The 25,877-nt window shown below is 47.2% G+C and carries 19 protein-coding genes; 9 read left to right on the top strand and 10 right to left on the bottom strand.

Annotated elements, in window-relative coordinates; translation table 11 throughout:
* Positions 1-156: 156 nt before the first annotated feature.
* Positions 157-438, bottom strand: a complete 282-nt coding sequence (locus C558_RS0101090) for a hypothetical protein (RefSeq protein WP_018754359.1) — start codon at positions 436-438, stop codon at positions 157-159.
* Positions 439-998: 560 nt separating this feature from the next.
* Here C558_RS0101090 and C558_RS0101080 point away from each other — a divergent pair.
* On the top strand, positions 999-1,856 hold the full coding sequence (locus C558_RS0101080; RefSeq protein WP_018754357.1) for a class II fructose-bisphosphate aldolase: 858 nt from the start codon (positions 999-1,001) through the stop codon (positions 1,854-1,856).
* A gap of 102 nt (positions 1,857-1,958) precedes the next feature.
* On the opposite strand, the gene ptsG is transcribed toward C558_RS0101080, so the two are convergent.
* The gene (gene ptsG / locus C558_RS0101075; RefSeq protein ID WP_018754356.1) at positions 1,959-3,536 is read right to left on the bottom strand and encodes a glucose-specific PTS transporter subunit IIBC; all 1,578 of its coding nucleotides are present in this window, start codon (positions 3,534-3,536) and stop codon (positions 1,959-1,961) included.
* A gap of 211 nt (positions 3,537-3,747) precedes the next feature.
* Positions 3,748-4,602: a LysR family transcriptional regulator gene (locus C558_RS0101070; RefSeq protein ID WP_018754355.1), complete on the bottom strand. Its 855-nt coding sequence runs from the start codon at positions 4,600-4,602 to the stop codon at positions 3,748-3,750.
* A 175-nt stretch (positions 4,603-4,777) separates the two neighbouring features.
* Here C558_RS0101070 and C558_RS0101065 point away from each other — a divergent pair, with 175 nt between their 5' ends.
* The 8 genes from C558_RS0101065 to C558_RS0101030 all read left to right on the top strand — a co-directional run bounded on the left by C558_RS0101065 (position 4,778) and on the right by C558_RS0101030 (position 16,218).
* Positions 4,778-5,779, top strand: a complete 1,002-nt coding sequence (locus C558_RS0101065) for a DMT family transporter (RefSeq protein ID WP_018754354.1) — start codon at positions 4,778-4,780, stop codon at positions 5,777-5,779.
* 72 nt (positions 5,780-5,851) lie between these two features.
* Positions 5,852-8,986 carry a hybrid sensor histidine kinase/response regulator gene (locus C558_RS0101060; RefSeq protein ID WP_156825951.1) on the top strand — a complete coding sequence of 1,045 codons (3,135 nt, stop codon included), beginning with the start codon at positions 5,852-5,854 and terminating at the stop codon, positions 8,984-8,986.
* 184 nt (positions 8,987-9,170) lie between these two features.
* Positions 9,171-10,265, top strand: a complete 1,095-nt coding sequence (locus C558_RS0101055) for an amidohydrolase family protein (RefSeq protein ID WP_018754352.1) — start codon at positions 9,171-9,173, stop codon at positions 10,263-10,265.
* 75 nt (positions 10,266-10,340) lie between these two features.
* On the top strand, positions 10,341-11,294 hold the full coding sequence (mraY, locus tag C558_RS0101050; protein ID WP_018754351.1) for a phospho-N-acetylmuramoyl-pentapeptide-transferase: 954 nt from the start codon (positions 10,341-10,343) through the stop codon (positions 11,292-11,294).
* A gap of 86 nt (positions 11,295-11,380) precedes the next feature.
* Complete coding sequence (locus tag C558_RS0101045; RefSeq protein WP_026263662.1) at positions 11,381-11,692, top strand: ArsR/SmtB family transcription factor; 312 nt, start codon at positions 11,381-11,383, stop codon at positions 11,690-11,692.
* 81 nt (positions 11,693-11,773) lie between these two features.
* Positions 11,774-12,934 carry an MFS transporter gene (locus tag C558_RS0101040; RefSeq protein ID WP_018754349.1) on the top strand — a complete coding sequence of 387 codons (1,161 nt, stop codon included), beginning with the start codon at positions 11,774-11,776 and terminating at the stop codon, positions 12,932-12,934.
* Between the two features lie 156 nt (positions 12,935-13,090).
* Entirely contained in the window at positions 13,091-14,455 is a 1,365-nt protein-coding gene (locus C558_RS0101035; RefSeq protein ID WP_018754348.1) for a TrkH family potassium uptake protein, read from the top strand.
* A 104-nt stretch (positions 14,456-14,559) separates the two neighbouring features.
* The gene (locus C558_RS0101030) at positions 14,560-16,218 is read left to right on the top strand and encodes a histidine kinase N-terminal 7TM domain-containing diguanylate cyclase (protein WP_018754347.1); all 1,659 of its coding nucleotides are present in this window, start codon (positions 14,560-14,562) and stop codon (positions 16,216-16,218) included.
* A gap of 96 nt (positions 16,219-16,314) precedes the next feature.
* Here the strand turns inward: C558_RS0101030 and C558_RS0101025 are convergent, their stop codons facing one another.
* The 7 genes from C558_RS0101025 to C558_RS33555 all read right to left on the bottom strand — a co-directional run bounded on the left by C558_RS0101025 (position 16,315) and on the right by C558_RS33555 (position 25,832).
* Positions 16,315-18,282, bottom strand: a complete 1,968-nt coding sequence (locus C558_RS0101025) for a methyl-accepting chemotaxis protein (RefSeq protein WP_083927059.1) — start codon at positions 18,280-18,282, stop codon at positions 16,315-16,317.
* 218 nt (positions 18,283-18,500) lie between these two features.
* Positions 18,501-19,886, bottom strand: coding sequence for a sugar porter family MFS transporter (locus tag C558_RS0101020; protein ID WP_018754345.1), 1,386 nt, complete (start codon positions 19,884-19,886; stop codon positions 18,501-18,503).
* Positions 19,887-20,142: 256 nt separating this feature from the next.
* Positions 20,143-21,513, bottom strand: coding sequence for a response regulator transcription factor (locus C558_RS0101015; RefSeq protein WP_018754344.1), 1,371 nt, complete (start codon positions 21,511-21,513; stop codon positions 20,143-20,145).
* Positions 21,488-22,948 carry a sensor histidine kinase gene (locus tag C558_RS0101010; protein ID WP_018754343.1) on the bottom strand — a complete coding sequence of 487 codons (1,461 nt, stop codon included), beginning with the start codon at positions 22,946-22,948 and terminating at the stop codon, positions 21,488-21,490. Before C558_RS0101010 ends, C558_RS0101015 begins: the two co-directional genes overlap by 26 nt.
* Positions 22,948-23,934 (bottom strand): sugar-binding protein, encoded by a 987-nt coding sequence (locus C558_RS0101005; RefSeq protein ID WP_018754342.1) that lies wholly within the window; start codon positions 23,932-23,934, stop codon positions 22,948-22,950. The genes C558_RS0101010 and C558_RS0101005 overlap by 1 nt, the downstream gene beginning before the upstream one ends.
* Positions 23,935-24,059: 125 nt before the next feature.
* Positions 24,060-25,523, bottom strand: a complete 1,464-nt coding sequence (locus tag C558_RS0101000) for a protein adenylyltransferase SelO (RefSeq protein ID WP_018754341.1) — start codon at positions 25,521-25,523, stop codon at positions 24,060-24,062.
* A 144-nt stretch (positions 25,524-25,667) separates the two neighbouring features.
* On the bottom strand, positions 25,668-25,832 hold the full coding sequence (locus C558_RS33555) for a hypothetical protein (RefSeq protein WP_211220723.1): 165 nt from the start codon (positions 25,830-25,832) through the stop codon (positions 25,668-25,670).
* Between the last annotated feature and the right edge of the window lie 45 nt (positions 25,833-25,877).

The raw sequence follows: 25,877 nt of genomic DNA, 5'->3' as shown, positions 1-25,877 counted from the left end.
GTTAACATCCTCAAAGGTTACACCCTCAACATACCAAAAAAGCCCCTTCTTAATATCCATAATTTATCATTAGATCCTTAATAATCGATAGGTCCGCCCAGCAAAAAAAGCCTCTCTGACATTTGACTGTCATGGAGGCTTTGTTGTCATACATACTTATTTCACACTATAAATCCCTTCCTTGTACGTCAACATATACGCGACACCATCCTCAGTCACGATCACTTGCCGAATATTACCTGCGACAAGGCGCGTTGAGCTGCCATCCGGATTGATGCGGTACAAACCCGGTTCGTAGCCGTCAAGCGTGTAATACGTCGCAGACTTTCCAAGATAATAAGCGCTGACGGTATGTTCAGAGCGTTTTTTGCTCTGCCCAGATGCAATCTCGTATTCGTATAACACACCCGCTTGATACGATATCGCATTCTTATTCACCGTATAATAGAAACTGATGCAGACTCACGCCCCTTGGAAATGATAAGGAAGGATTATCGTGGTATCGAATGCTTCAGCCAATGATTTTGGGATTACAGCTTCCCCAGCGTTGGCCAATGATCCATGAAACTGAAAGGCTAGTACAACCGTTACGATAAACAACGCAATTCTATTTTTCATACTCATCCTAAATATTCCCTCTCCCTCTAACAGGTGAATGCTTCTTTTATGTTAAACGGAGCTGATCTGGGAAATGTTACAAGTAAAATATGAGTATCGGATGCAGTCCAATACGTACAAAAATGAATATTTTGCAAAAATTGATGAATCCTGATGCATTCTTGAATTAAATAATAGGTTCCACACACATTTTCCAGAGGAATTAAAACATATTTATGGTAAAATAATAATTAACATGCGTGAGTTAATTTATATTAACTTAAGTGATATACTGTTAATCTGTAGCGGAGAGTATTGCTTACGGCTGCATTTCTTGTCACGCTCTTATCTGGCAAGGAACCCTTAACAGTAAATAGAAACCATACTTAGGAGGATTTATCATGGCATTAGAATCAATGAAAGACATGCTCAACAAAGCGCTTAAAGAAGGCTATGCGGTTGGTCAATTCAACATCAACAACTTGGAGTGGACGCAAGCGATTCTTGCTGCAGCAGAAGAAGAGAAATCTCCAGTAATCCTTGGTGTATCTGAAGGCGCAGCTCGTCATATGGGCGGATTCAAAGTTGTAACTGCTATGGTTGCGGCACTAATCGAAGAAATGAAAATCACAGTTCCTGTTGCGACTCACTTGGATCATGGTTCAAGCTTCGACAAATGTAAAGCTGCGATCGATGCTGGCTTCACATCTGTTATGATCGATGCTTCCCACCACCCATTTGCTGAGAACGTTGAAACAACGAAAAAAGTTGTTGAATATGCACACAGCAAAGGCGTTTCTGTAGAAGCTGAGCTTGGTACAGTTGGCGGTCAAGAAGATGATGTTGTCGCTGACGGTGTTATCTACGCTGACCCTGCAGAATGCGCTGAGCTTGTTAAGCTTACAGGTATCGATTGCCTAGCTCCAGCTCTTGGTTCTGTTCATGGTCCTTACAAAGGCGAACCAAACCTTGGCTTCAAAGAAATGGGAGAGATCTGCAAATCGACTCAACTTCCATTGGTTCTTCACGGTGGAACAGGTATCCCAACAGATCAAATCAAAAAATCTATCTCCTTGGGTACTGCAAAAATCAACGTGAACACAGAGAACCAAATCGAGTTCACGAAAAAAGTTCGTGAAGTCCTTGCAGCAGATAGCGAAGCATTCGATCCACGTAAATTCTTGGTTCCTGGACGTGACGCAATCAAAGCTACAGTTATCGGTAAAATGCGTGAATTCGGTTCTTCGAACAAAGCGTAAGCTTAGCTCTTAGGACAAGCATCACGATAAATAAAACGACCTTCTCTAGATGAATCTAGGAAAGGTCGTTTTTGTTATTATTCAATTGATTGGTACGAATTATCATTTATCGCTAGGTTTCTCTGTATCCTTCACAACATCCTTCGATGCATCCAGCTCCATACTGTCTCGTGTAATGATCTCGCTAATTTTTGTCTTCAGGATGTCCGATTTCGGACCGAAAATCGCTTGAATATTATTACCTACCTCTAATACTCCAGAAGCCCCTAGATCCTTCAACTTACTTTTATTTACATCCGCTGAACTCTTCACAGTCACGCGCAGCCGCGTAATACATGCATCTAGCGACGTGATGTTCTCTTGACCGCCGAGGGCTGTCAGAATATTGCGGGGCAGTTCATCCGCATCCTTCGCACTAACCGTTCCTCTTTCTCGGGTAACTTCTTCTCTGCCCGGAGTCCTTAGATTAAAGGCACGAATAGCAAACCGGAAGCCAAAATAATAAATGACCGCCAGTATAAGACCAACCACGATAACTAACCACCAGCGCGTACGATTCGGCAGCACACCAAACAGCAAGAAGTCGATGACGCCGCCCGAGAAGGTCATCCCTATTTTCACATTCAACAATTGCATCGTCATGAACGACAATCCCGCGAATAACGCATGTACCGCGAAAAGAAGGGGTGCCACGAATAAGAAGGAGAACTCTAACGGTTCCGTAATTCCTGTCAGGAAGGACGTCAGTGCTGCGGAACCCATCATCCCGGCTACCAATTTCTTATGCTCAGGCCTTGCTTCATGGTACATCGCTAACGCTGCTGCTGGTAATCCGAACATCATGAACGGGAATTTCCCGACCATGAATGTACCTGCTGTTAACTTCACGCCATCAGATAGTTGGGCGAAGAAGATCTTCTGATCCCCGCGGACAAGTTCCCCGGCTTTATTCACATATTGACCGAACTCGAACCAGAACGGCGAATAGAAAATGTGGTGCAATCCAAAAGGAATAAGCGATCGTTCAATAACCCCGAATACGAATGCCGCCAAAGTCTGATTTTTATCAATCATACTGTGGGAGAATGCATTCAAGCCGCCTTGAATCGGTGGCCATACAAAAACCATGATGATCCCGAGTAGCAGAGAGGATGCCGCTGTAATAATCGGAACAAATCGTTTACCTGCAAAAAATCCCAAATAGGATGGAAGCTCGATCGTAAAGAACCTCTTATACAGCGCTGCTGCCAGTATGCCGACGATGATTCCCCCGAATACCCCGGTCTGCAGCGTACTAATCCCCAACACGTTGGCATACGACAAATTTGTTTTGACCATTTCCGGTGTGATACCAATGATAAGTTTCATCGTCACATTCATCACGAGATATCCAATAATCGCCGCTAAACCGGCAACACCATCGCCGCCGGCAAGACCAATCGCGACCCCCACCGCGAACAGCAATGATAAATTATCGAATATGATGCCGCCCGCCTGCTCCATAACAGCTGAAACCCCTCGAACAGTGTCATTATCAAGGGCAGGAATCCATTCCAGCAATGACGGATTATGCAATACATTTCCCAGTGCAAGCAGGATCCCTGCGGCTGGCAATATCGCTACCGGAAGCATCAGTGCTTTACCGACTTTTTGAAGTACCCCGAAAATATTTTTGAACATCCCATTAACCTCACTTTAACAATTAGCAGCCTGTGCCGCTTATCGTAATATTGACGTTATTATTTCCTGGAATGGAATAATTACTCAGATGCCCTTTCGCCCTTTCCAAAATAAATAGCCCGTAAAATCCATAATAGGATTCTACGAGCTATTTAGCCGAATCAGATAAGCAGCAACCTTCCCCTCACATACGTATTGATCTGACTTGTTCTTATGTCGTTCGAGCTACAATTTCATCCATGAAGCATTGCAAGGTGCTCGTGACATAGGAATCTTTGCGTCGAATGAAAATCGTTGTAATCTCGCGAAAAGGTTCAGGTATGCGATGACAATACACCGTGCCACTTGCCGCCAGATCGGTAACGGAGGATTCCGGGAAGATCGTGATGCCGATCCCTGCAGCAACGCTGCCGATAATGGTCCCGAACGTACCGAATTCCATAATGTGCTTCGGAATAATTCCCTCTGCTTTCATCCAGCTCTCCAGCTTCTCGCGATAACCGCAGCCTTTATTGTACAGCAATAACGGCCTTTTCGTCAGTTCTTCAATGGAGAAGGAAGGGTTTTTGGAGACAAGTACGAGTTGTTCTTGCATAACCTCCACCTGCTCAATGGAGGGATGCCGGATCGGACCGGACACGAAAGCACCATCAAGCTTCATACAGATCACATTTTGCAATAATTGATCCGTCACCCCGGCCTTTAATGACAACTCCACTTGGGGGTACTTGTTATAGTAAGCGGATAGAATGCCTGGGAGGGCATTCACGGTCTCCACGATCCCAATCTCGAGGACGCCCGAAGGGCTCGATGTATCTTCGAAGGAACGGATCATTGCGTCAACGCCCGACAGAATCTCGCGCGAATGCTCGAGCAGCCGCTTGCCCTCCGGATTGAGTATCATCCCTCGTTTATGTCGATAGAATAGCGGCGTCCGCAACTCTTTCTCCAGCAGTTTGATTCTCGCTGTTACATTAGATTGCACATAATTGAGCTCGAGTGCAGCTTTGCTGATACTCCCATGGACAGCAACCGTCTGAAAAATTCTCAAATCATTGAACTCCAACGCGCCTCGCCTCTACTCTCCCAGATGTCTATGACTTTTGCTAGGTATCATTATAAATGATGCCAAACTTTATTATCAATCATTTTACTATCCATCTTTCCTCTCCTATGATGAGTTAAGACAAAAAAATGGCAGTTCTATGTTAGAGAGAGACAAAGGGAGAGAGTCAGACATCATGCTTAAAAAACAAACCATCATCGGGTCCATCCTGTGCTTAATCGCAAGTATGTCATGGGGGGCGATGTTTCCCGTCGCACACGTGGCCTTGCAGCAAATTGATCCATTCTATTTCTCGTTCATCCGATATTTCGTCGTCGCCATCATACTCAGCGTCATGCTGTGGATGAAAGAAGGTCGTGCAGCATTTCGTCTGGAGGGCCGGGGCAAGGCATTGTTGTTCTTCGGCACGATGGCCTTTACGGTCTATAATATGGGCGTTTTCCTCGGACAACAACTCATGGGGGAAGCCGGCACCATCGCCGCCTCCATTATGGAAGTCATGATGCCGATGATCTCAATCATGGTCCTCTGGCTCACGACGCGCAAAGCGCCGAATAAATTCACGCTCATCAGTGTTGTGATTGCGCTCGCGGGGGCACTACTAGTCATCACGAACGGTAAACTAGACTTCTTCTTGATGGCTGGACAGCACCTATTCCCATTGCTGTTGGTCTTTACAGGTGTTATGGGATGGGTTATCTACTCGATGGGCGGAACCCGATTCAAAGACTGGTCGATTCTACGTTATTCCACGCTCACTTGCTTACTGGGAAGCGCAGTATCTCTCATCGTCGTATCGGCTGCATCGATCTCAGGTGCACTTCCGGTGCCGACCTTACACACAATTTTCTCGATTAAGTACGAGATGGCATTCATGATCCTGTTGCCAGGGCTGGCTGCTCTGCTCTGCTGGAATCAAGGGATTAAACTGTTATCTCCGCTCAACGGTATCTTATTTATCAATTTCGTTCCGATTACGACCTTCGTCATTATGGCGTTCCAAGGATATCAGGTCAGTATGTACGAATTCTATGGGACGCTACTCATTATTTTCGCGCTCTTGCGGAATAACCTGCATCAGAGAAAGGCACAGCGGAATATCCGCATTGATATTCCAAAGACGGCGCCTACGACAACAACGGTAAAAGAAGAACGCATGAAAGCAGCCTCCAGTTAAAACCTGGGGCTGCTTTTCTCTTCATCTGGCATAATAGAGGAACCATCTCATCTTATGTCGAACTTCTCCGGTATGATGCGAATAACAAAATCTTCCCTCAAACATATAACGATTATTTTACTATTCATTGGCGTTCTTTTTAGCCTCCGCTGGACTTGGTCCGAATTTTTCACAGCATCGGAGGCGCCTCGTGCCACCCATGGCGTATTCGACATGCGTGGCATCGAGCTCGATAACGTGTCTACGTTCCCATTAGATGGAGCGTGGCAGTTCTACCCAGGCAGCCTCCTGTCTCATCAAGACATCCAGTTGACGGAGCGGCAGCCTCGCAGCATTCAGGTTCCGGGCGATTGGAGCCATGCGTTGACGGACGGCTCGGACTCCTCGTACGGCTATGGAACGTATCGGCTGCGCATTCTTGTTGATCCGCTGGAGCAGCCTATCGCAATCTGGATGAAAGGAATACAGGCCTCATCGGCCATAGAAATTAACGGGCTAGCCACGGGAGGTATCGGCGATGTTGCCTCACACGCGAGTAAATACAGACCTAACAATGTCTCTTACACCACTTCCTACGATGCAGAAGGGACAACGGAGATCGAATTGCTAATTCGTGTATCCAACTTCGATGATCCTTATCACGGCGGCATTGTGCAGTCCTTACGCTTCGGCACGCAGGCTGCCATTGACTATGTACGCTGGTACTCGATCGGATTCCAACTGGTCATGTTTATTATTTTGATGATCCACGGTTTATACGCAGGTATCCTCTACTTATTGAATCGACGCGAAAAAGCGTTGTTCATCGTCGTTCTACTCACGCTGGCGGTAAGCATACAAATAGTGGTCAGTCATGATAATCTGCTCCAGCTGTGGCTGCCGATCAATTTTACATGGGCTCTGAAGATCAAGCTTCTCTCCATGGTATGGCAGGCCTTCTTTATTCTTCTCGTATTCCGAAGATTCTCTTTGGCATCGCCAAAGAACCGATGGTTGCGCGTATATACCGCAGCGCTCGTGGCTTATTCAGGTTTACTCGTCGCTGCAACGGCTCCACTCGTACAGGCTACCGTAGAATTCGGAATATTCGCAATGTTCTATCTCATTCCTTTGACTTGGTTCGTCTACATCATCGGTACCATGATATTCGGCAAGCAAGCCGACGTTGACGCCGTCTTCTTGCTGTTTTCCGCTACATGTATACTCTCGAACATCATCTGGATCTTATGGAATGCCAACAGTGAGTTCACGATTGTGTACTATCCGATCGATCTGATCGCTACCTTAATCGGTTTCTCAACGTATTGGTTCAAGAAATTTTACCGTCACGTGCGAGCGAACACGCTTCTTAATGAACAGCTCACGCAAGCTGATAGGCTTAAAGATCAATTTCTCGCCAATACGTCGCACGAATTGAGAACGCCACTGCATGGGATTATGAATATTGCGCAAACCGTCGTTACGAGAGAGAAAGCGCAGATGAGCAAGAGCACGTTGAAGGACATGGAGCTGCTAGTCACGATCAGCCGCCGCATGTCGCATCTGCTTGGTGATCTGCTCGATGTGGCACGGCTTAAAGAACACCGAATTGTGCTGATGCAAGAGCCCTTAAAGGTTCAATCGATCGCGCCCGGTGTATTGGAAATGCTTAAATTTATGGTCGAAGGCAAGCCAGTCCAATTGCACATGAATATCGCTGAATCAATACCGCCTGTCATGGCCGATGAGAAAAGGCTCGTTCAAATTTTGTATAACTTAATGCATAATGCCATCAAATACACGGAAGAAGGAACGATTACGGTATCTGCCGAGACGCGAGACGGTCATGTCGTTATCCTTGTCGTCGATACAGGAGTCGGCATGAATGAAGAGATCCTAACACGCGTGTTCCTCCCTTATGAACAAGGATCCTATGGCATACATGACGGGCGAGGAATTGGACTGGGTTTAAGTATTTGTAAGCAGTTAGTAGAATTGCATGGCGGTACTTTGACGGTCCAATCCGAAGAGGGTAAAGGTTCCGCATTCAGCTTTGGTCTGTCACTTGCTGACCCATCGGCTAGCTTCATCGAACCAAATCCGATGTATCTCCAAGGCATGATAAACATGGGGAGTGATGAACATACCAGATTGTTCATTCCCGTCGCCGATATCAGTGAACTGGCAGCATCTATGCTTCCAGGACCATTGTTACATGGTGTTGAGAGCGCCAATATTCTTGCGGTGGATGACGATCCCGTCAACTTAAGCGTGCTCGTCGGCATTCTTGCAACGGAGCCATACCATATCACGATTGTGGGTTCAGCACGCGAAGCGTTGGAGCTGCTGGGCACCAAGCCATGGGATCTGCTGATTGCCGATGTCATGATGCCGCATATGTCCGGATATGAGCTTACGCGACGGGTACGAGAGAATTATTCCGTATCCGAGCTTCCCGTACTGTTGTTGACCGCACGCAGTCAGCCTGCGGACATCTACACCGGATTCTTGTCAGGAGCGAACGATTACGTCACGAAGCCTGTAGATGCACTCGAATTAAAATCTCGCATCCGAGCATTAACTGCGCTCAAACAATCAATCAATGAACGGTTACGAATGGAAGCCGCCTACCTGCAGGCGCAAATTCATCCTCATTTTCTATTCAACACGCTGAATTCCATTCTGGCATTGAGCGACATAGACACGGATAAGATGCGCAACCTAGGCGAAGCCTTTGCCTCTTATCTGCGGATTAGCTTTGATTTTCTGAACGCGGGAAAATTGGTAGATCTCTCTCATGAGCTTGAGCTCGTCGAAGCCTATCTCTATATCGAGAAAGAGCGATTCGAGGACCGATTATCAATCTTGTGGGAGGTTGACCCGGACATTCGCGTACTTCTCCCCCCGCTTACGATCCAGCCGCTGGTTGAGAATGCGGTTAGGCACGGGCTCCTCAGCCGGCAACAAGGGGGCACAGTTCATATCCAGATTGCCAAGCAGGACGGTTATATACGCATCGACGTCATCGATGACGGCAAAGGTATGGAGCAAGATAAAGTGGAGCTGCTGCTGAATCAGCCATCTAAAAGCAAGGGCGGGATCGCGCTTTACAATACGAATCGTCGGTTGACACAATTGTATGGTCAAGGCTTGTCTATCCATAGCAAACCCCATGAAGGCACGACCGTATCATTCGTCATTCCGAACCACCATCAACAACCCGAATAGCACGAGCCAAATGACATCGACACCCAACTCGCCACGGATCTGAACAACATAATGCAGCGTGGATAGTTGAATTTGGCTATAACACAACAAAGAGCTGGTTTCTATTGAACCAGCTCGTTTTTCTATATATAATTTCTGGTAATATATCCAGAATGAGTTTAATAGAGCGAATGGAGGAATGAACGTGCCTCAACAAAAACGGCATGTTGTACTTAGCGTAATCACCGTCGGTATGCTCCTATTCACAGGATGCACCTCTGGCAACAGCGTAACTGTCGAGCCAATGAGCGAGTATACGCCTAAGCCAGATCTCGAGTTGATTCACAGTATTCGCAAGAATAAAGATGCAAGCAAAGAATTGTACGAGGTATACCGCGACCTTACGCTCATTGACATTCATAACCACGATGCTGGGTACCCGGCGGTCGTATCGAAATGGGGCCAATATGGCATTGACCGGATCGTATTATTCGGAGATATTTCGGAGCCTAGCGCACAAGCTACGGATCAGCTGGCTTGGGACCAATACCGCAAGGAACCTGCGCATGTATACCCTTCCTTTGCAGGCTTCCCGATCTATGAAGAAGAAGGGCTGTCCATCGTGAAAGACAAATTGGAGCAAGGATACTTGAATATCGGAGAGATCGCTGCCGCATCGACCTATTCGCCGATTGTCTCCAAAGTAGAATGGAAGGCGAAACACCCCAATGACGGTTATTTCCCGCAAATCTATGACCTAGCTGCCAAATATCGCGTTCCGATTCTACTTCACATCGACCCGCCCAATGGGCCGCCGATTTCCGATCTCGAGAAAGCCTTGGAGCAGCACCCGGATACGATTATTATTTTTGGACATGCCAATGCCTACAACGACCCTAGTCATATCAAAAACCTATTAGCCAAACATCCGAATGTGTATATTGATTTTTTCGCAGGATTTACGGCTTATAATCCCGAAAGCACAAACAAATTACAAGACTTCATTCCACTTATGGAAGAATACCCAGACCGATTTATGTTATCGACGGATTCCGGATTTGGTCTAACGACCGAACAAGCCGCGAAGGCGTTATACGAGACGATTGATTTATTAACCCCTGAGACAGCTCTCAAAATCGCCTCTCAAAATTATGAACGATTGATCGAATTGCAGCCTCCGACGGACACGCAGATCAAGAGAATAACAGCGTTATCCGCCAAGCTTGGCAAAAAAGAAACCTATCGACTAAATAAACGAATGGCGAACGAATTGATTTTCAAGTTGGAAAGCAAATCGTAGGACCACAAGGAATATTTGTCCATATTACGGAAATAGAATAAATTAGAATGATATCGATCAAAGGAGAAACTTCCTATGGAGTCTTCATTATTTGCTGCTTTAAGTATTTCTTTTTTGCTGGTAGCGATGCTAACACCTATCTTAATTTGGGGATTACGTAGTCTGAAGCTCACGCAACCAATCCGAGTAGAGCTGCCGCCAGAACATCATGCCAAACGTGGCACGCCGCTCATGGCCGGCATCATCCTGCTTATCGGAGTACTGACTTCAATCTACTTCCATCCCAAACCGCTGGTTCTTTTTATCGGGGCAACATTTGTGTTATTTAGTCTCGTTGGCTTTATGGATGATTTCAAGAAGGCGGCATTTCAAGACCCATCGGGGATATCGGGGAAAACAAAACTGATTTTTCAGTTCACGTTCACCATCTCATTGCTGCTTATCTTGCTATTTCAATTCGATTTGAGTTCGGAGATCACGATATTCAAAGATTTCACCTTTCATTTACCTATCCTTGCGTATCTCGTCATCATGACGTTGTTTATTGTCGGATCTGCGAATGCGATCAATTTTACGGATGGGCTCGACGGCCTGCTGATCAACGTTGCCATACCTACCTTCTTTTTCTTCTTTGTCATTTCGGAGCGAATCGAAGTAAAGACATTTTCCTTGGTCATGGTCGGCTGTCTGCTAGGTTTATTTATTTACAATATTTATCCGGCAAAAGCCTTCATGGGCGACACCGGTTCCCTTGCCATTGGCGGTTCACTCGCGTTCTTAGCGGTCATAGAAAAGGTGGAAATCTTAATCCCCATCCTATTCTCCGTTTATCTCGTCGAGCAATTCTCCGTGATTCTGCAGGTCTGGTACTATAAAAAAACCAAATTAAGAATATTCCGCATGGCACCTATTCATTTTCACTTTAGTCTGAAATACGGGTGGAGCGAGAACAAAATCGTGATGATATTCGGATTTATTTCCTGGTTCTCCGCATTGATCTCCTGGGCGATCTGGAAGTACATATTATAAGAGCGAAATGAAATGACCGGGGCACATTCCGTTGCCTTCGGTCATTTTACATTTACAAATCTATAAAAGTAGATATAATGTTCTATATGGAACCTTTATTGATCTATAAAGCTTTATCGAACGAGACGCGTTGTCAGATTATGCAATGGTTAAAAAATCCCGAGGAATTTTTTGATGAAAAGCCCTACTTACAACAAGACCTCAATTTTCGGATTGGCGTGTGCGTAGGAGATATCCAGGCGAAATCTGGACTTGCACAGTCGGTGATCTCGAGTTATTTGTTGACGATGCAAAAAGCGGGTTTGTTAGAGTCTGAGCGAATCGGCAAGTGGACGTATTATCGTCGGAATGAACAGACTATACAAGCATTTTCCGACTACATCCAAAATAAACTGTAAATGGAGAGGAGGATCTCTTTTTTTGTTTTAACATATCTATTTTTCTATATATATAAATATGAATGGAGACTTACACCGAACATGAAAAAGATTAACTCATTACTTATCATCATTCTAGCTCTAGGCGTATTCGGCATTATTACGACCGAAATGGGCATTATCGGGGTTCTGCCCCAAGTCATCCAAAAATTTAATATCTCGGCTTCACAGGCTGGTTGGCTTATCAGTATATTTGCTCTGGTCGTTGCTGTCTCAGGTCCATTCCTGACATTACTCACATCCGGTATCAATCGGAAAATCGTCTTATTAACGGCCGTCCTATTATTCGCGATATCCAATATCGTGTATGCCTATACGACGAAATTTGAAGTTATGCTAGCTTTCCGTATTATCCCCGCCATTTTCCATCCCGTATTCTTCTCCGTCGCCCTTGTGACGGCAGCTAGACTTGTTCCCCCAGAGAAGGGCAGTAAGGCGATTACGCAAGTTTTTGCTGGAATAACGGTCGGATTTGCTTTTGGCGTGCCTTTGACTTCGTATCTTGCCGAGCAGTTTTCGTTAGAAGCTGCTTTCTTGTTCGGCGCATTGGTGAGCGCGATTGCCTTCGTAGGCATACTTGCCTGGCTTCCCTCCATGCCTGTCACAGAAAAAATGTCCTACGGCAAACAACTTGGTATCCTGCGTAAACCTCAATTGTGGTTAAATATCTTGACCGTTATTTTTATCTTTGCGGCGATGTTCTCGGTGTATAGCTACTTTGCTGAATATCTTGGACAAGTCACCGCAATGAACGGGTCATGGGTAAGCATCATGTTGATGGCTTTTGGTGTCATCATGATTTTGGGGAATTTTATGTTCGGGGAATTTTTGCATAGAAACATGACCAAAACCGTCATCCTGTTCCCTCTTCTCTATGCGGTAATATACTTATTTGTTTATTATCTGGGGCCTTATTTCGTTCCGATGATTGTGGTCGTCTTCATGTGGGGGGCGGTGCATTCGGGTGGACTGATCGTCAGTCAAGCATGGTTAACGACGGAGGCGAGAGAAGCTCCTGAATTTGGCAACAGCCTATTTGTCTCATTTTCCAATCTTGGAATTACTGCAGGTACCTCCATCGGTGGTTGGTTTATTTCTCGATTGGGCATCCATCAACTCATCTGGAGTGGTGTGATGTTTGCTCTCCTAGCTTTCTTATTCATCATGATTAAAATCAAAATTTTCAAATCAAGCAGATACTAGAGAAAAAACAAGGAGTATGGTAGACTCTAATCTGAGCAACGAAAAATGATCCTATGCGTATAAGCCTATAGAAGGGGCAGCTCTTCTATAGGTTTCTTTTCTGCTGCCAATATCTCATATTTATATGATGAACACAATTGAGAGGTAAAGTAATCCATGTTCAAGAAAATGAAAAACTGGCTGGAAAGGCGCTCACCTGCCCAGGTGATATCCGGCTATTATTTACTCGCAGTCACCATTTCTATCCTATTATTCAATATCCCAGCGGTGCATAAGCCTGGGATCAACATGACTTTTTTTGATACGGTCTTCACCTCTGTTAGCGTCGTAAGCGACACCGGCTTGGGTGTCATCAATGTCTCGGAAACCTTTAGCGTGTTCGGGTATTTTGTCATTATGCTCGTCCTGCAATTCGGGGGTATTGGCATTATGGCGATGAGCACATTCTTCTGGATCCTATTGGGCCGCAAAATTGGACTGCGTGAGCGACGCCTGATCATGGTTGACAATAATCAGTTCGCCTTATCAGGACTGGTTCAATTGGTAAAGGAAATCCTACAGATTTTTATTCTGACAGAGCTAATCGGGGCACTCCTATTCGGATTTCATTTCTTGCGATATTTCCCGACCTGGCATGAAGCATTTCTTCAAGGTCTGTTTGCGTCTGTCAGTGCGACAACCAATGCGGGGTTAGATATCACGGGAAAATCCCTGATCCCTTTTGCAGGCGATTATTATGTGCAGCTGCTGACAATTCTGCTGATCATTTTCGGCTCCATCGGCTTCCCTGTCTTAATTGAAGTGAAGGCGTACTTGTCTAGGAGAAAGTCGAAGCTTGAGCAACCCTTCCGCTTCTCCTTGTTCACCAAGATATCGACGTTGACGTATGGGATTCTTCTTCTGATCGGGACTGTCCTTATTTTCGCACTCGAATATCAACACTTTTTTAAGGGTATGGCGTGGCATGAGAGCTTTTTCTATTCGTTCTTCCAAGCGGCAACGACGAGAAGCGCCGGGCTTACGACCATGGATATCAGTGAATTTTCGCATCCGACGCTCTTGGTTATGGGGGTGCTCATGTTTATTGGAGGATCTCCGAATTCAGTAGGCGGCGGAATTCGGACGACCACCTTTGCACTGAACATGTTATTTATCTATCACTTTGCTAGAGGGAACCGGGAGATTAAGGTTTTCAAACGTGAGCTGCACCAAGATGATGTGATGAAGTCACTCGCCATTACCTTATTGGCCGTGATCATGTGCGGTATATCCGTCGTAGCAATCAGTATTTCGGACAAACAGCTTCAGCTGATAGAAATTTTCCTAGAGGTCTGCTCTGCCTTCGGTACGGTAGGCTTGTCTACAGGAATTACCCCGGAACTCAGCACTTTTGCCAAATCGATTCTTATCGTTCTGATGTTCATCGGAAGAATCGGACTTACCTCATTCTTATATATCATTGGCGGCAACAAAAAGGAAGCAAGATACCATTATCCTGTCGAGCGAGTGATTACGGGTTAACTAATATTTCACAATTTTGCATATTATAAGCCCTTTCGACTTCCTTATATGAAGCGAAGGGCTTATAATGAATTGGATTATTATGACATAGAGGTGTATATTGGGTGTGGATTGACTTGATTTTGTTTTTCCTTTTATTTGCCCTGTTTGCTTACGTATTTGTTACCGTTACCATTACGAACTTGCACAAGGCTTATTTAGTATTCCACTTCTCCATGATGGTGTGGCCGTTCTGTCAGTTTGCTATAAAAGCAACGGAGAATACCAAGTTTCAATTACTTTATGTGAAGCTCGCTTTTGTAGATATGTCTATGTTGACCATAGGATGGCTATTATTCACACTTTTCCTCACGGGTCGATCTCTATTTCCGCGAAGAAAAGTAACCTTCGCCATTTCTGTTCCTGCGCTATTCGCAGCCCTCATCGTGATTAGCAATCCCAATGCGATGTTCGTCAGCCCTCTAGACGGCGGATATATCCAAAGAGCTTATGGACCGTTTTTTTGGCTCTGCATCACGATTTTTATAGGGTATGTGTTAGTTTCACTTTATCTCATGTATCTCGCTTTGACAGCCAACAGCCCGCCTCGCATCAAGAAGCAGGTGAAGCAAGTGCTGTTAGGTATTGTGGTCATGACTGCGTTCATTCTATCAGACATCTTCATCAACGTTGTTTTCTTGCACTCCCAGGAAGTTATTCCAGGGTTGACGTCTATCGGCATTTTGCTATCTGCTGTCATCTTTGTTATTGCCATTCATCGCGATAAAGTATTCGATATTGTTACCATTGCCCACCAAGACATCATTAACACCATAGCGCACGGGATTCTCGTGCTGGACGACAATGAGACCATTGTAGAAATTAACCAGTCGCTTCGTCCCTATGTCGACTTGCATGTTGGTGACCACTTCGATATAACATCCATCCTCCCACATCATGAATCCGCTAACAAAACGAACTTATTTATTCAGGCTTATCAAGAATATCCTCTAGAGAGATCCGAAATTGAAGTGATATATCATCATATAATCGATCGCAGCTATGTCCATATTCATGCCGCCCCGATTATGGTTGGAGATACCATGGTTGGGCGAATCATCACGTTTCAGGATATGAGCGTCCTTCGCCGCCTCATCGACGAGACCAATTTGCAGAACCAAATCTTACAAGACCGAAACCAGTCCTTAATTGCGATTCAGCAGGAACTTTTTGAGTCCAACCAGAAACTCGAGAAGATGGCGATCACCGACAGCTTGACGAATTGTTACAATCGGCATTACTTAACACAACAATTAGAGCTTGAAGTGATGAAAAATATGAACCATCAAATACCGTTTACATTGCTTCTAATCGACATCGATTTTTTTAAATCAGTCAATGACAACTACGGACATCTGGTCGGTGATCAAGTCATATGCAACACGGTGGAAGCCATTAAGCAGCATCTGCGTCCGCGTGACATTTTGGCTCGTTATGGCGGGGAGGAGTTCATTATCTATCTGCCCAATACGAATCAAACCCAAGCAAGCATCCTAGCTGAGCGTATCAAGTCTACCGTCGAATCGAAAAAGATGATTGTCTCTCAGATTAAGCCTGCTTTATCGATCACCATCAGTATAGGATTGCTAGCCTTGGACAAAATGTCGATGCAGCATTCCAAGGACTCGAAATCAACCCTTAATGAATTGTTCCAATCTGTAGACGAAGCCTTGTATCAGGCCAAAAGAGAAGGACGCAACCGAATTGTAAGCGTCGCAAGATAAACAACGACTATGCTGCGGTAAAATTTAAGGGCGCCCCGTTGGGCGCCCTGTTTCTTCGTATTCAAAGATCATTCCGTGAGCGGATACACAACATTCCTAGAGCTTGAATTGGGAGATAACCACTTTCAAGCGATCCGCCATCTTCGACAGCGCTTCTGCTGAGATGCTGATTTCCTGCATGGAAGCAAGCTGTTCTTCCGTCGTAGCTGAGACACTCTGTGTGTTCCCAGCCATCGCCGTTGTGATCGACTTGGCATCATGGATATCGCTGGCCATTTGCTCGGTTCCCGCTGCCATCTGTTGAACCGAAGCCGATACTTCTTGGATCTGCGTTGCAACGATATTCACCGACTGTTCGATACGCTGGAAAGCTTCGCCTGCTTCATGCATCACTTCGATACCAAGCGTTACCTCCGCTGCACTCTTCTCCGTATCCTGTGCGGATCTGAGCATCTCTGACTGGATATGTTGGATCGTCTCGGCAATTTGCTGTGCCATCGAGTTAGACTGCTCGGCAAGCTTACGCACTTCTGTAGCGACGACGGCGAAGCCTCGCCCATGCTCTCCTGCACGAGCTGCCTCGATCGAGGCATTGAGCGCGAGCAAATTCGTCTGCGAAGCAATGCCGGTAATCGCTTGTACGATATCATCAATACTGCGCGCCTGATCACTTAGACCTTTCATGGATTGGCCGAGCTGACTGACGCTGCTGCTAATCGAATGCATCTGATGAACTGTTTTTTGAATGGAATGATTACCCGCTTCAACCATGTCAGACGAATGAACGGCTGCCTGGGACACGGTCTGTGAGCTCCCCGCAATCTGTCTTACTCCCATGATCATCTCTTGAACCGTGAGATCGACACGGTTCATGTTATTCATCTGCTCATCCGATCCTTCTGCCAGCCGCATTATACTCTCAGCCGTATACTGGGAGGCTTGGGCTGATTGCTCGGAAGCAGCCGCCAGCTCTTGGGAAGAAGCGGACAGCTGCATCGACGTATCCGACACTTCCTGCAATACATTGCACAATGAGTCTGTCATCTTATCGAAAGCTTCACTTAGAATACCGAACTCATCCTGCGTCTTATGATGCACCCGTTTCGTTAAATCGCCATCGCTAACCATATTGGCTGCCTGAATCAATCGTCTTAGCGGTTTAAGGATCGATCTGATCGTAACATATACTAAGACGGCTCCAACCAACAGGCCAATAGCGATCACAATAACAGTCGTTCGGAAGATCGGCCCAGCAGCGTCCGTAAATTCCTGAACATTGATGGTTCCTGTTATCTTCCAGCCTGTCTGCTCATTGGTCACGAAGTCCATGATCTTGGGACTGCCCTCGTGTACATAATCCACATGTCCGGAAGATTTGGCATATACATCATCCAGCCAACTCTCCTTCAATACATGCCCGGCTTTGTGTGTCGGATGAACGATGACTCTTCGATTCTGATCTAGAATAACAGAGTAACCTTTTTCCCCTACCTTCATGTTCTGAGCTATCGTTAGGATCTGTTCAAGATTTACATCCACAGCGACGACCCCCGAGCCGTCTTCAAGGGCTCGCGAGATCGTAATGACCATATTGCCTGTTGTAGATGATTTATAAGGAGGAGAAACGATGGAATTTCCTTTTTGCTCCATGCTCGCCTTGTACCAATCCCGGTTGCGCGGGTCATAGTCATCAGGCATTTTCACATCAGGAAATTGAATCATGATTCCGTCGAACGTGCCTACATAGGAGCCCTCGATCCCCTTATGCTGAAGCTGGAATTGTTCAATGAGTTGCCGAGCAGAAGTATAACTCTGTTCCTTATCCCCTTGATCTCGGATTGTGTTGGCTAGGAAGGCAACATTCTGTTTATTTTCCAGAATGACCGAACTCAATTTTTCATTCAATAACTTGACACTTTGCTCCGTACCTTGCCTGATTTGCTTCTCTACAATGGAGCTGGCGCTATTATAGGAGAATAGGCCAATAGCTAGACTGGGCGCGATCAATATGACTATAAAAGATATAATAAGTCTCGCCCGTATTGTGAATCTCCATTTCATCATGTTCCCACCTTTTGAAGTTATGTAATTCTTGACGCCTTCTCACCGCTTTACTATTATCGGCATTTGACGATATAGACTACACCTCTACCGAGGCATTTTCGGAGCAAGCGACTGACCTACAAGTTTTGCTTACAAAACTCGCTTTGAAAGCGAGGAAGGTTCAATCGCCAATGATACACAACAAAGATGCCGGGACAATTGTCCCGGCATCTATATTTTTAACCTTTTGAGGAGGCCAACAAGGATTCGATTTCCTCCAGCGATTTCCCCTTCGTCTCAGGTACAATACGCCATGTGAACATGAACGTAATCACGGACATCACACCGAAGATCCAGAAGGTAATCGCTGGACCTGCCGAAGCAAGCATCGGAGGGAAGGTCTGGGATACGATGTAATCAGCCGCCCACAGCGACATCGATGCAATGGCCGTCGCTTTTCCGCGAATCCGATTCGGGAAAATTTCCGATATGATGACCCATACGACAGGTCCGAGCGATATCGCAAAGGAGGCGACGTATACCAAAATAAAGATGAGCACCAGCGGCCCTGACGTATGCCCCGTATAGAACGCCGTACCAATCACGGCCAGACTCACCGCCATGGAAGCCGATCCAACCATTAGCAGAACCTTACGCCCAACCTTATCAATCAGCCAAATCGCAAGAATAGTGAACACGAAATTAATGAATCCAACCAGGATGGTCTGGATCAGCGCAGCGTTCGTGCCCGCACCCGTTTCCTTAAAGATCTCCGGTGCATAATACATCACGGCATTAATCCCCGTAACTTGCTGGAGAATCGCAAGTCCAACGCCTACGATTAGCGCAATCCGCAACGTAGGACCGAACAACTGACGGATCGAACCGCTCTCCTGTGCGAACGATTTCTTAATGTCCAATACTTCCTGCTTCGCCAGTTCCTCACCGTGAATCTTGAGCAGGATCGGCAGAGATTCAGCTGCCTTGCCCTGCTTAATCAACCATCTTGGGCTCTCCGGCACGAAGAATAGCAGTACCAAGAATAATAGGCCTGGTAGGACGCCGAAACCGAACATATAGCGCCAACCCATCGCAATATCCCATGCGTCATTCCCATACCCGGTAATACCGAGATTAATGAAATAGGTAAGGAAGATCCCCGTCACCGTTGCGAACTGGTTCAAGGCTACCAGCCGACCTCGGTATTTCGCAGGCGCGATCTCCGCATTATAGAGCGGACAAAGGGTAGAGGTAATACCGATACCAATACCGCCGATAATTCTAGCGATGATATAAGCGCTGAAGGTCGTCGGAATGGCAGATCCGATAGACCCGATAATAAACAGGATCGCAGCGGTAATAAGCACCTTCTTCCGGCCGAATCTGTCACCAAGCACACCAGAGCTTGCAGCTCCGGCAATACAACCGATAATCAAGCTGGAGACAGCCCACCCCACTTCGACTTCATTTAAGCTGAAATGGTCTTTCATAAATCCAATCGCACCCGATACGACAGCGGTATCGAATCCGAACAATAATCCGCCCAATGCGGCAACCATGGAGACAAGAGTTACAAATTTCATGCTGACTTGCTGCTGCTCTTCATGATGTTCTTTTAAGCTCACGGAAGATTATCCTTTCTGACTTTTTTCGTACTTGCATACGAGTCCTTTATCTGATCACACAAGGTATATTCGTTACTGAGAGCCCATTATAGCATGGGTTGAGCCCAGGTCAGGGTTCGATTGCCTTCACTTATTTGTCGTATACCAGCATAATATTAGGCCAAGCTTCCGCTGCCTAGCATCAGAGCCATCGGCTAGCACATTATTGTCCCCCAAAAACAAAAAAGTCCATGCATCACAGCATGAACCTCATGAATTAGAGTTGATTGCGATATTCGGTTGGCGATACCTTAGCGACCTTCTTGAATACACGGCTGAAGTAATTCGGATCTTTATAGCCTACGAGATAACAGACTTCCTTCAAGCTGAGCTGGCCTTCTCCGATCAATGCCTTGGCCTTGTCGATACGCAGCCTCGTCACATAATCGATGAAGGTCTCTCCGGTCTGCTGCTTGAACACTTTGCTGAAATAATGCGGGTTCAAGTGGACGTGCTCCGCCACATCCTCAAGCGAGAGTTCTTCACGGAATCGCTCTTGAATGAACGTCACGGCATTATCAATGACGCTCCACGTACGCTGTTCCCGCTCCTCTCGGATATGCTGGATGGCTAACTCCACATACGTACGCTCAGCGACATGTTCTGTGAACGTAGAATCGGCAGGTTGGTCCAATGATCCTTCCGTAGGCGGCACCGCCAAATCTTCAAATAGACACAGGCTGCCCCATTGCTGCTCATATGTCGATGCGAAGACGCCTTCAAAATAGGATCTTCGGATGCCCGGGGTTTCTGCTCCCACCGTGCCAATCCCTACCGTCGCGTCAATCCCGTGCTGCTCGCGAAGAATCTCAATCAGCTTCATGCCAAGACCATGCGCCTCCTCCCGGAGTACCGCGTCCTTCGACGAATCCTTCTCCAGCAGGAAAATGGCCATATGCCAGTACACCATGGAGCTGACCACACAGCCGGTGCGCTGCTTGATGAACCCTTTCGCTACGTTTTTTACGGTTTCGAACAGATATTTTTTGTCATTGCCGATCTCCTTGTGAGGCAGCTTCCCCATTTCCGGCAGGGCTAGCACGATCGCGCATCCTTTATCGATGGAGACACCAAGGATGTCTGCCAGCTGCCCCACTTCCGTCTCATTCACTTGGTCAGACATAAAGACGAGCGCCATTTCCGTCTCCGCCAGCGGGAGCAGCTGGAAGAACTTATCCCTCATTGCGATCGCCTCATCGCGCTTCCGCTTGTCTTGGTCAATCTCGTCGATTAACCGCTGCAGGAGTGCGGCGATATGGTCGCGTTTGGCCGGTTTAACCAAATACTCCTTGACTCCGAGTGCTAGCGCCTCTTTGGCATATTCAAAATATTCATAGGCGGTAACCAGAATCATTTTGACCTGCGGGTGGTGAGCTTTGATTTCTTTTAACGCCTCAAGCCCTTGAATGCCCGGCATCTTAATGTCCATCATAATAATATGCGGACGGAATTCATATGCCTTCTGAATCGCGATGCGCCCATTCTCCGCATGCATGATCTCGAAGGTATTCGGCAGCATTCGGTTCACGATCCATTCGATGCCTTCCCGTTCAAGCGCCTCGTCATCTGCGATCAATAAACGATACATCTTCCTCCTCCTTTCCTGCAGCAGGAAGCCGAATCAGAACCGTCGTTCCGAGGCCCGGCTTACTATCAATGTCTACGAGATCTTCCCTGCCATAGAACAATTCTAATCGTCTGAACACATTGCGTGTGCCAAGGCCCGTAGACTGTCCCTTAGCCTCTGCAACCGGCGGCCTAGCATCGATTTGAAGCAAGGACTGACGTACCTCTTCGCTCATGCCGATCCCGTTGTCAGAGATGGAGACTCTGACTTCCCCGGGACTGTAGGACACAGCAAGCTTAATCTCAGCCCCCTGCTCCATCCCCTCGATACCATGCACGAACACATTCTCCAGCAGGGGTTGCAGCGTCAACGTTGGAACCCATATGTTCAATCCCCGCTCATCGATATCAGTAATGAACCGAATGCGATCACGGAACCGGGCCTGTTGAATCGTAAAGTAATCTTTGGCATGCTCCACCTCGTCCCGGAGGGTTACCGGATGATCCAGCTTCCGAAGGTTATATCGGAGAAGATTGGACATGGTGACGGTGAGATCGCTTGTTTTCTCCGCACCCTCGAGCAGAGCAAGCTTGGATAGAACATTCAGCGAATTAAAGAGGAAGTGGGGATTCATCTGATTCTGCAGCACCTCGAGCTCAAGCGACTTGACCAGCTTGTCCCGCTCTAAGCCTTCCTTCTCCTTCGCAATCAGCGTCTTCAAGCTGTCTTGCATACGCTCGAATGCCTCCGATAATACGCCAAACTCATGATGCTCGCTGATTCGTGGAGAAGGGGCATGTAAATTCCCTTTCGATATTTGCTGCGCGGTCCGCGTCAACTGCCTGATGGGTCTTGTAATCCCTAGCGAAATCCAATAAGCACATGCAACACTAATCAGCGTATTCAGGACGAATACGGCGACAGCCCAACCATTCATGGATTTCGTATGGGTGAAAATTTGCCGGTAGAACGGTTGATAATAGCTAAGTTCCAGGTCAACGAGCTGATGGCCCTCTTCTTGAATGAACGCTGCGGTCTGCTCCGTCTTCGCATAGAAGCCCGCATACGCCAAGGAATCTGTACGGCTCAATGCCTGCATGACATCGTTCTCTTGCGTCATGAAGGTGTCTATCATATGAAGGTAGCTGCGGACGAGCATCGCTGTCGATGAGATCGTCTCTTGTGCAGACAGGCTTTCCCGCAGATGCTTCAGCTCATTGCTCTGCAGTATAAAGCTACTACGGCTCATCTCGCTCCGATCCGATAAATAAACGTTTAGTGTCCTAAGGTTATTCTGCGTCTGCCCGGCAATTTGCTTGTATAATAATACCCGATCCAGCATCACATTATAACTCTTCTGCACTGTGATGCCGCTCTGGAAGATGAAGAACGCCACCGCATTGCTCGCGATAAAAAGGGTCGGAATCACAATAAACAACATTCTGCGGATATTCATCAGCTGCTCACCTTCGAACCCAAATGATTGCGATCCAGCATACTTGTTGCGATAAATTGCTGTACCGGTGGCGCTGTCCCTTCGAAATACGCTGCCAGCAATTCAATCGATCTAGCGCCAATCTCGCGAGGATGCTGAACGATGGAAGCGGCAATAACGCCGTTCGCGATGCCTTGAACCGTTGCTTCGACATCATCGAACCCGAACACACGCAGATCTGACCGATTCGCTGCTCTCATCCCTTCGACGATGCCTGCCGCATCTAAGGCGCTAAATCCAACCATTGTCTTCATATCCGCATGTTGGTTCAATAACGCTTCTGTCTGCGTCGCCGCTTGAATGCGGGAGATATTCGAAGCGCGGACAGCAACGATCTCGTACCCCTGCGTCCTTGAAATGACGGAACGGAACCCCTCTAATCGCAGCTGCTGATTATCCGCGATCTCGCTCCCAATGATGACGCCAATCTTTCCCTTTCCGTCAGCATGGTTCACCACCAGCTCTCCCATGCGTCTTCCAGCTTCAAGGTTATCTGTTCCCACATAAGCGAGCCGCTTGCTATCCGGCTGATCTGCATCGACAGTTATCACAGGAATGCCTTGGTTGACAGCTTGGTCGATCAACCTTGCATAGTTCGGATCCTTCACCCCTTGCAGGAGAATGGCATCCGGCTTGCCCGCGATTGCTTTCTCTAGCAGTCTCTTCTGCTCAGAAGGATTTATGCGATTCGGACCCATATATTCAATCGCGATCCCGCGCTGTGCCGCTGATGCTCTCGCTCCCTGCTCGACTGTTCTCCAGAAGGGATTGTCCAGCTCTTGCGCGATAAGCACGACGTGCTTCATCGGTTCACTCTTGGTGCTGCTCTGATTCATGTCCCGAACCAAATGATTGATCTCCATCGCTGGCGACATGAACTTGTACAGGAAATAACTGAATACAAGGAGTATGCCGACGAGCGCCATCGTCCATTTTTTATTGCTCATGGCGTACCTCCAAGCTGTAAGATAAGTATGGAGTATTATTATACAGAGGCTCCGTTCGAAACGGAAATGCCCCCGTATGTACGAAATTGACCGAAGGACATCGTGTCCTCCGGCCAATCCTTCCATTACGTACCGCAATAGGTGCGGTAAGGTTTATTCGATTCAGACAAGGCACAGTACTCTGTCTGTTCCTCCGTATAGGCATAAGGTTCAGATAGAACCGCGAGCAGCCGCTCCATCACACTGTAATCGCCATGCGCTTCTGCAGCTTCTAGCGCCGCTTCGACGCGATGGTTCCGGGGGATCACTGCCGGATTGCTGCTTCGCATCAATTGATTGGCATCTTCTCTCGATGCCTCTTGTCTGCCCAGCCGATCCTTCCAGCGCGCGTGCCATGAAGCGAATTCCGAAGACCCGAACAGGTCTAACCCTTCCAGTTGATTCAAGGTTAGGGCGCGGAATGTATTGGTATAATCCGCACGGTAGGCTTCCATCAATCCGAGAAGATCGCTAATCAATTCCTCATCCTGCTTCTCTTCGCCCAAGAGCCCCAGCTTAGCCCGCATGCCCTCGTTCCAATTCGCGGTGTACAAATCCATGAACGTAGAGATCTTCTCCTGGGCTAGCTTAACGGCCTGCTCATGATCCTCATGCAGCAGCGGCAGCAACGTCTCCGCAAAGCGCGCCAGATTCCATCCCGCAATATACGGTTGGTTGCCATAGGCATAGCGGCCTTGCGAATCGATAGAGCTGAATACCGTTGTAGGGTCATAGGCGTCCATGAAGGCGCAAGGACCGTAATCGATCGTCTCCCCGCTAATCGTCATATTGTCGGTATTCATGACGCCATGAATGAAACCAACCAGCTGCCATTTGGCGATGAGCGCCGCCTGACGTTTGATCACTTCGGAGAGGAGCGCAAGATACCGGTTATCTCCCGCTTCAACATCTGGATAATGGCGCGCTAAAGTATAATCAGCAAGACGGCGCAGGTCATCCACGGTGCCGAATTGTGCCGCGTATTGGAACGTGCCGACGCGCAAATGACTGGCGGCCACACGTGTCAGGACCGCACCCGGGAGGTCCTTCTCACGGGTAATGAACTGCCCCGTGGCGACGACAGCAAGGCTGCGCGTCGTCGGAATGCCTAGGGTGTGCATCGCTTCGCTCATGATATATTCGCGCAGCATCGGTCCAAGCGCTGCTCGGCCATCGCCCCCGCGAGAATACGGTGTTCGGCCCGACCCTTTCAGCTGGATATCCACTCGCTCGCCCTGCGGCGTAATCTGCTCACCGAGCAGCACCGCTCGGCCGTCTCCTAGCATGTTGAAATATCCAAATTGATGCCCTGCATATGCTTGCGCAAGCGGTATGCCGCCTTCAGGCACCTCATTCCCCACAAGCACTGCGACACTCTCTTCGCTCTGCAGCGCCCCTGCATCCAGACCTAACGAAGCGGCCAGTGAATGATTCAAGACGGCCAGCTTCGGTGAACGGACAGGCGCTAAGTTTATTTTCGTGAAGAAGGATTGCGGCAGCTGCACATAGCTGTTATCGAAATTCCAACCTACGTTATGATGTATTGTCATACGATCTCCTTTATTTCTTTATGACGTATTCAATCCTGGTCATTTACCATTGCATTGTTAATGTCCACATCTTCCCATTTATTATACCGTTTATTGCCGGATGTAAAAATGCCATCCCCAAATCAGGATGGCATTGAACTTGTTTTAGGATGTATGCACAGCATACGCCGATACCGAATCTCCATCGCGGAATTGATCCAGCACGATATGGCCCGGTTTCACGTCTTTATGGAGATACGTGAGGACACGGCTTAGAATCACAGCTTCTTCTTGATGGGTAAACGTCGGACAGTGCTGCTGCCTTCGCATCGGCACGCAGACCAAGCCCTGAAGCCAGCCGCATCAAGTCGCATC

This window comes from Paenibacillus terrigena DSM 21567 (assembly GCF_000374845.1).
Classification (GTDB): Bacteria; Bacillota; Bacilli; order Paenibacillales; family Paenibacillaceae; genus Paenibacillus_K; species Paenibacillus_K terrigena.
This window is presented reverse-complemented; position numbering and strand designations above follow the sequence as displayed.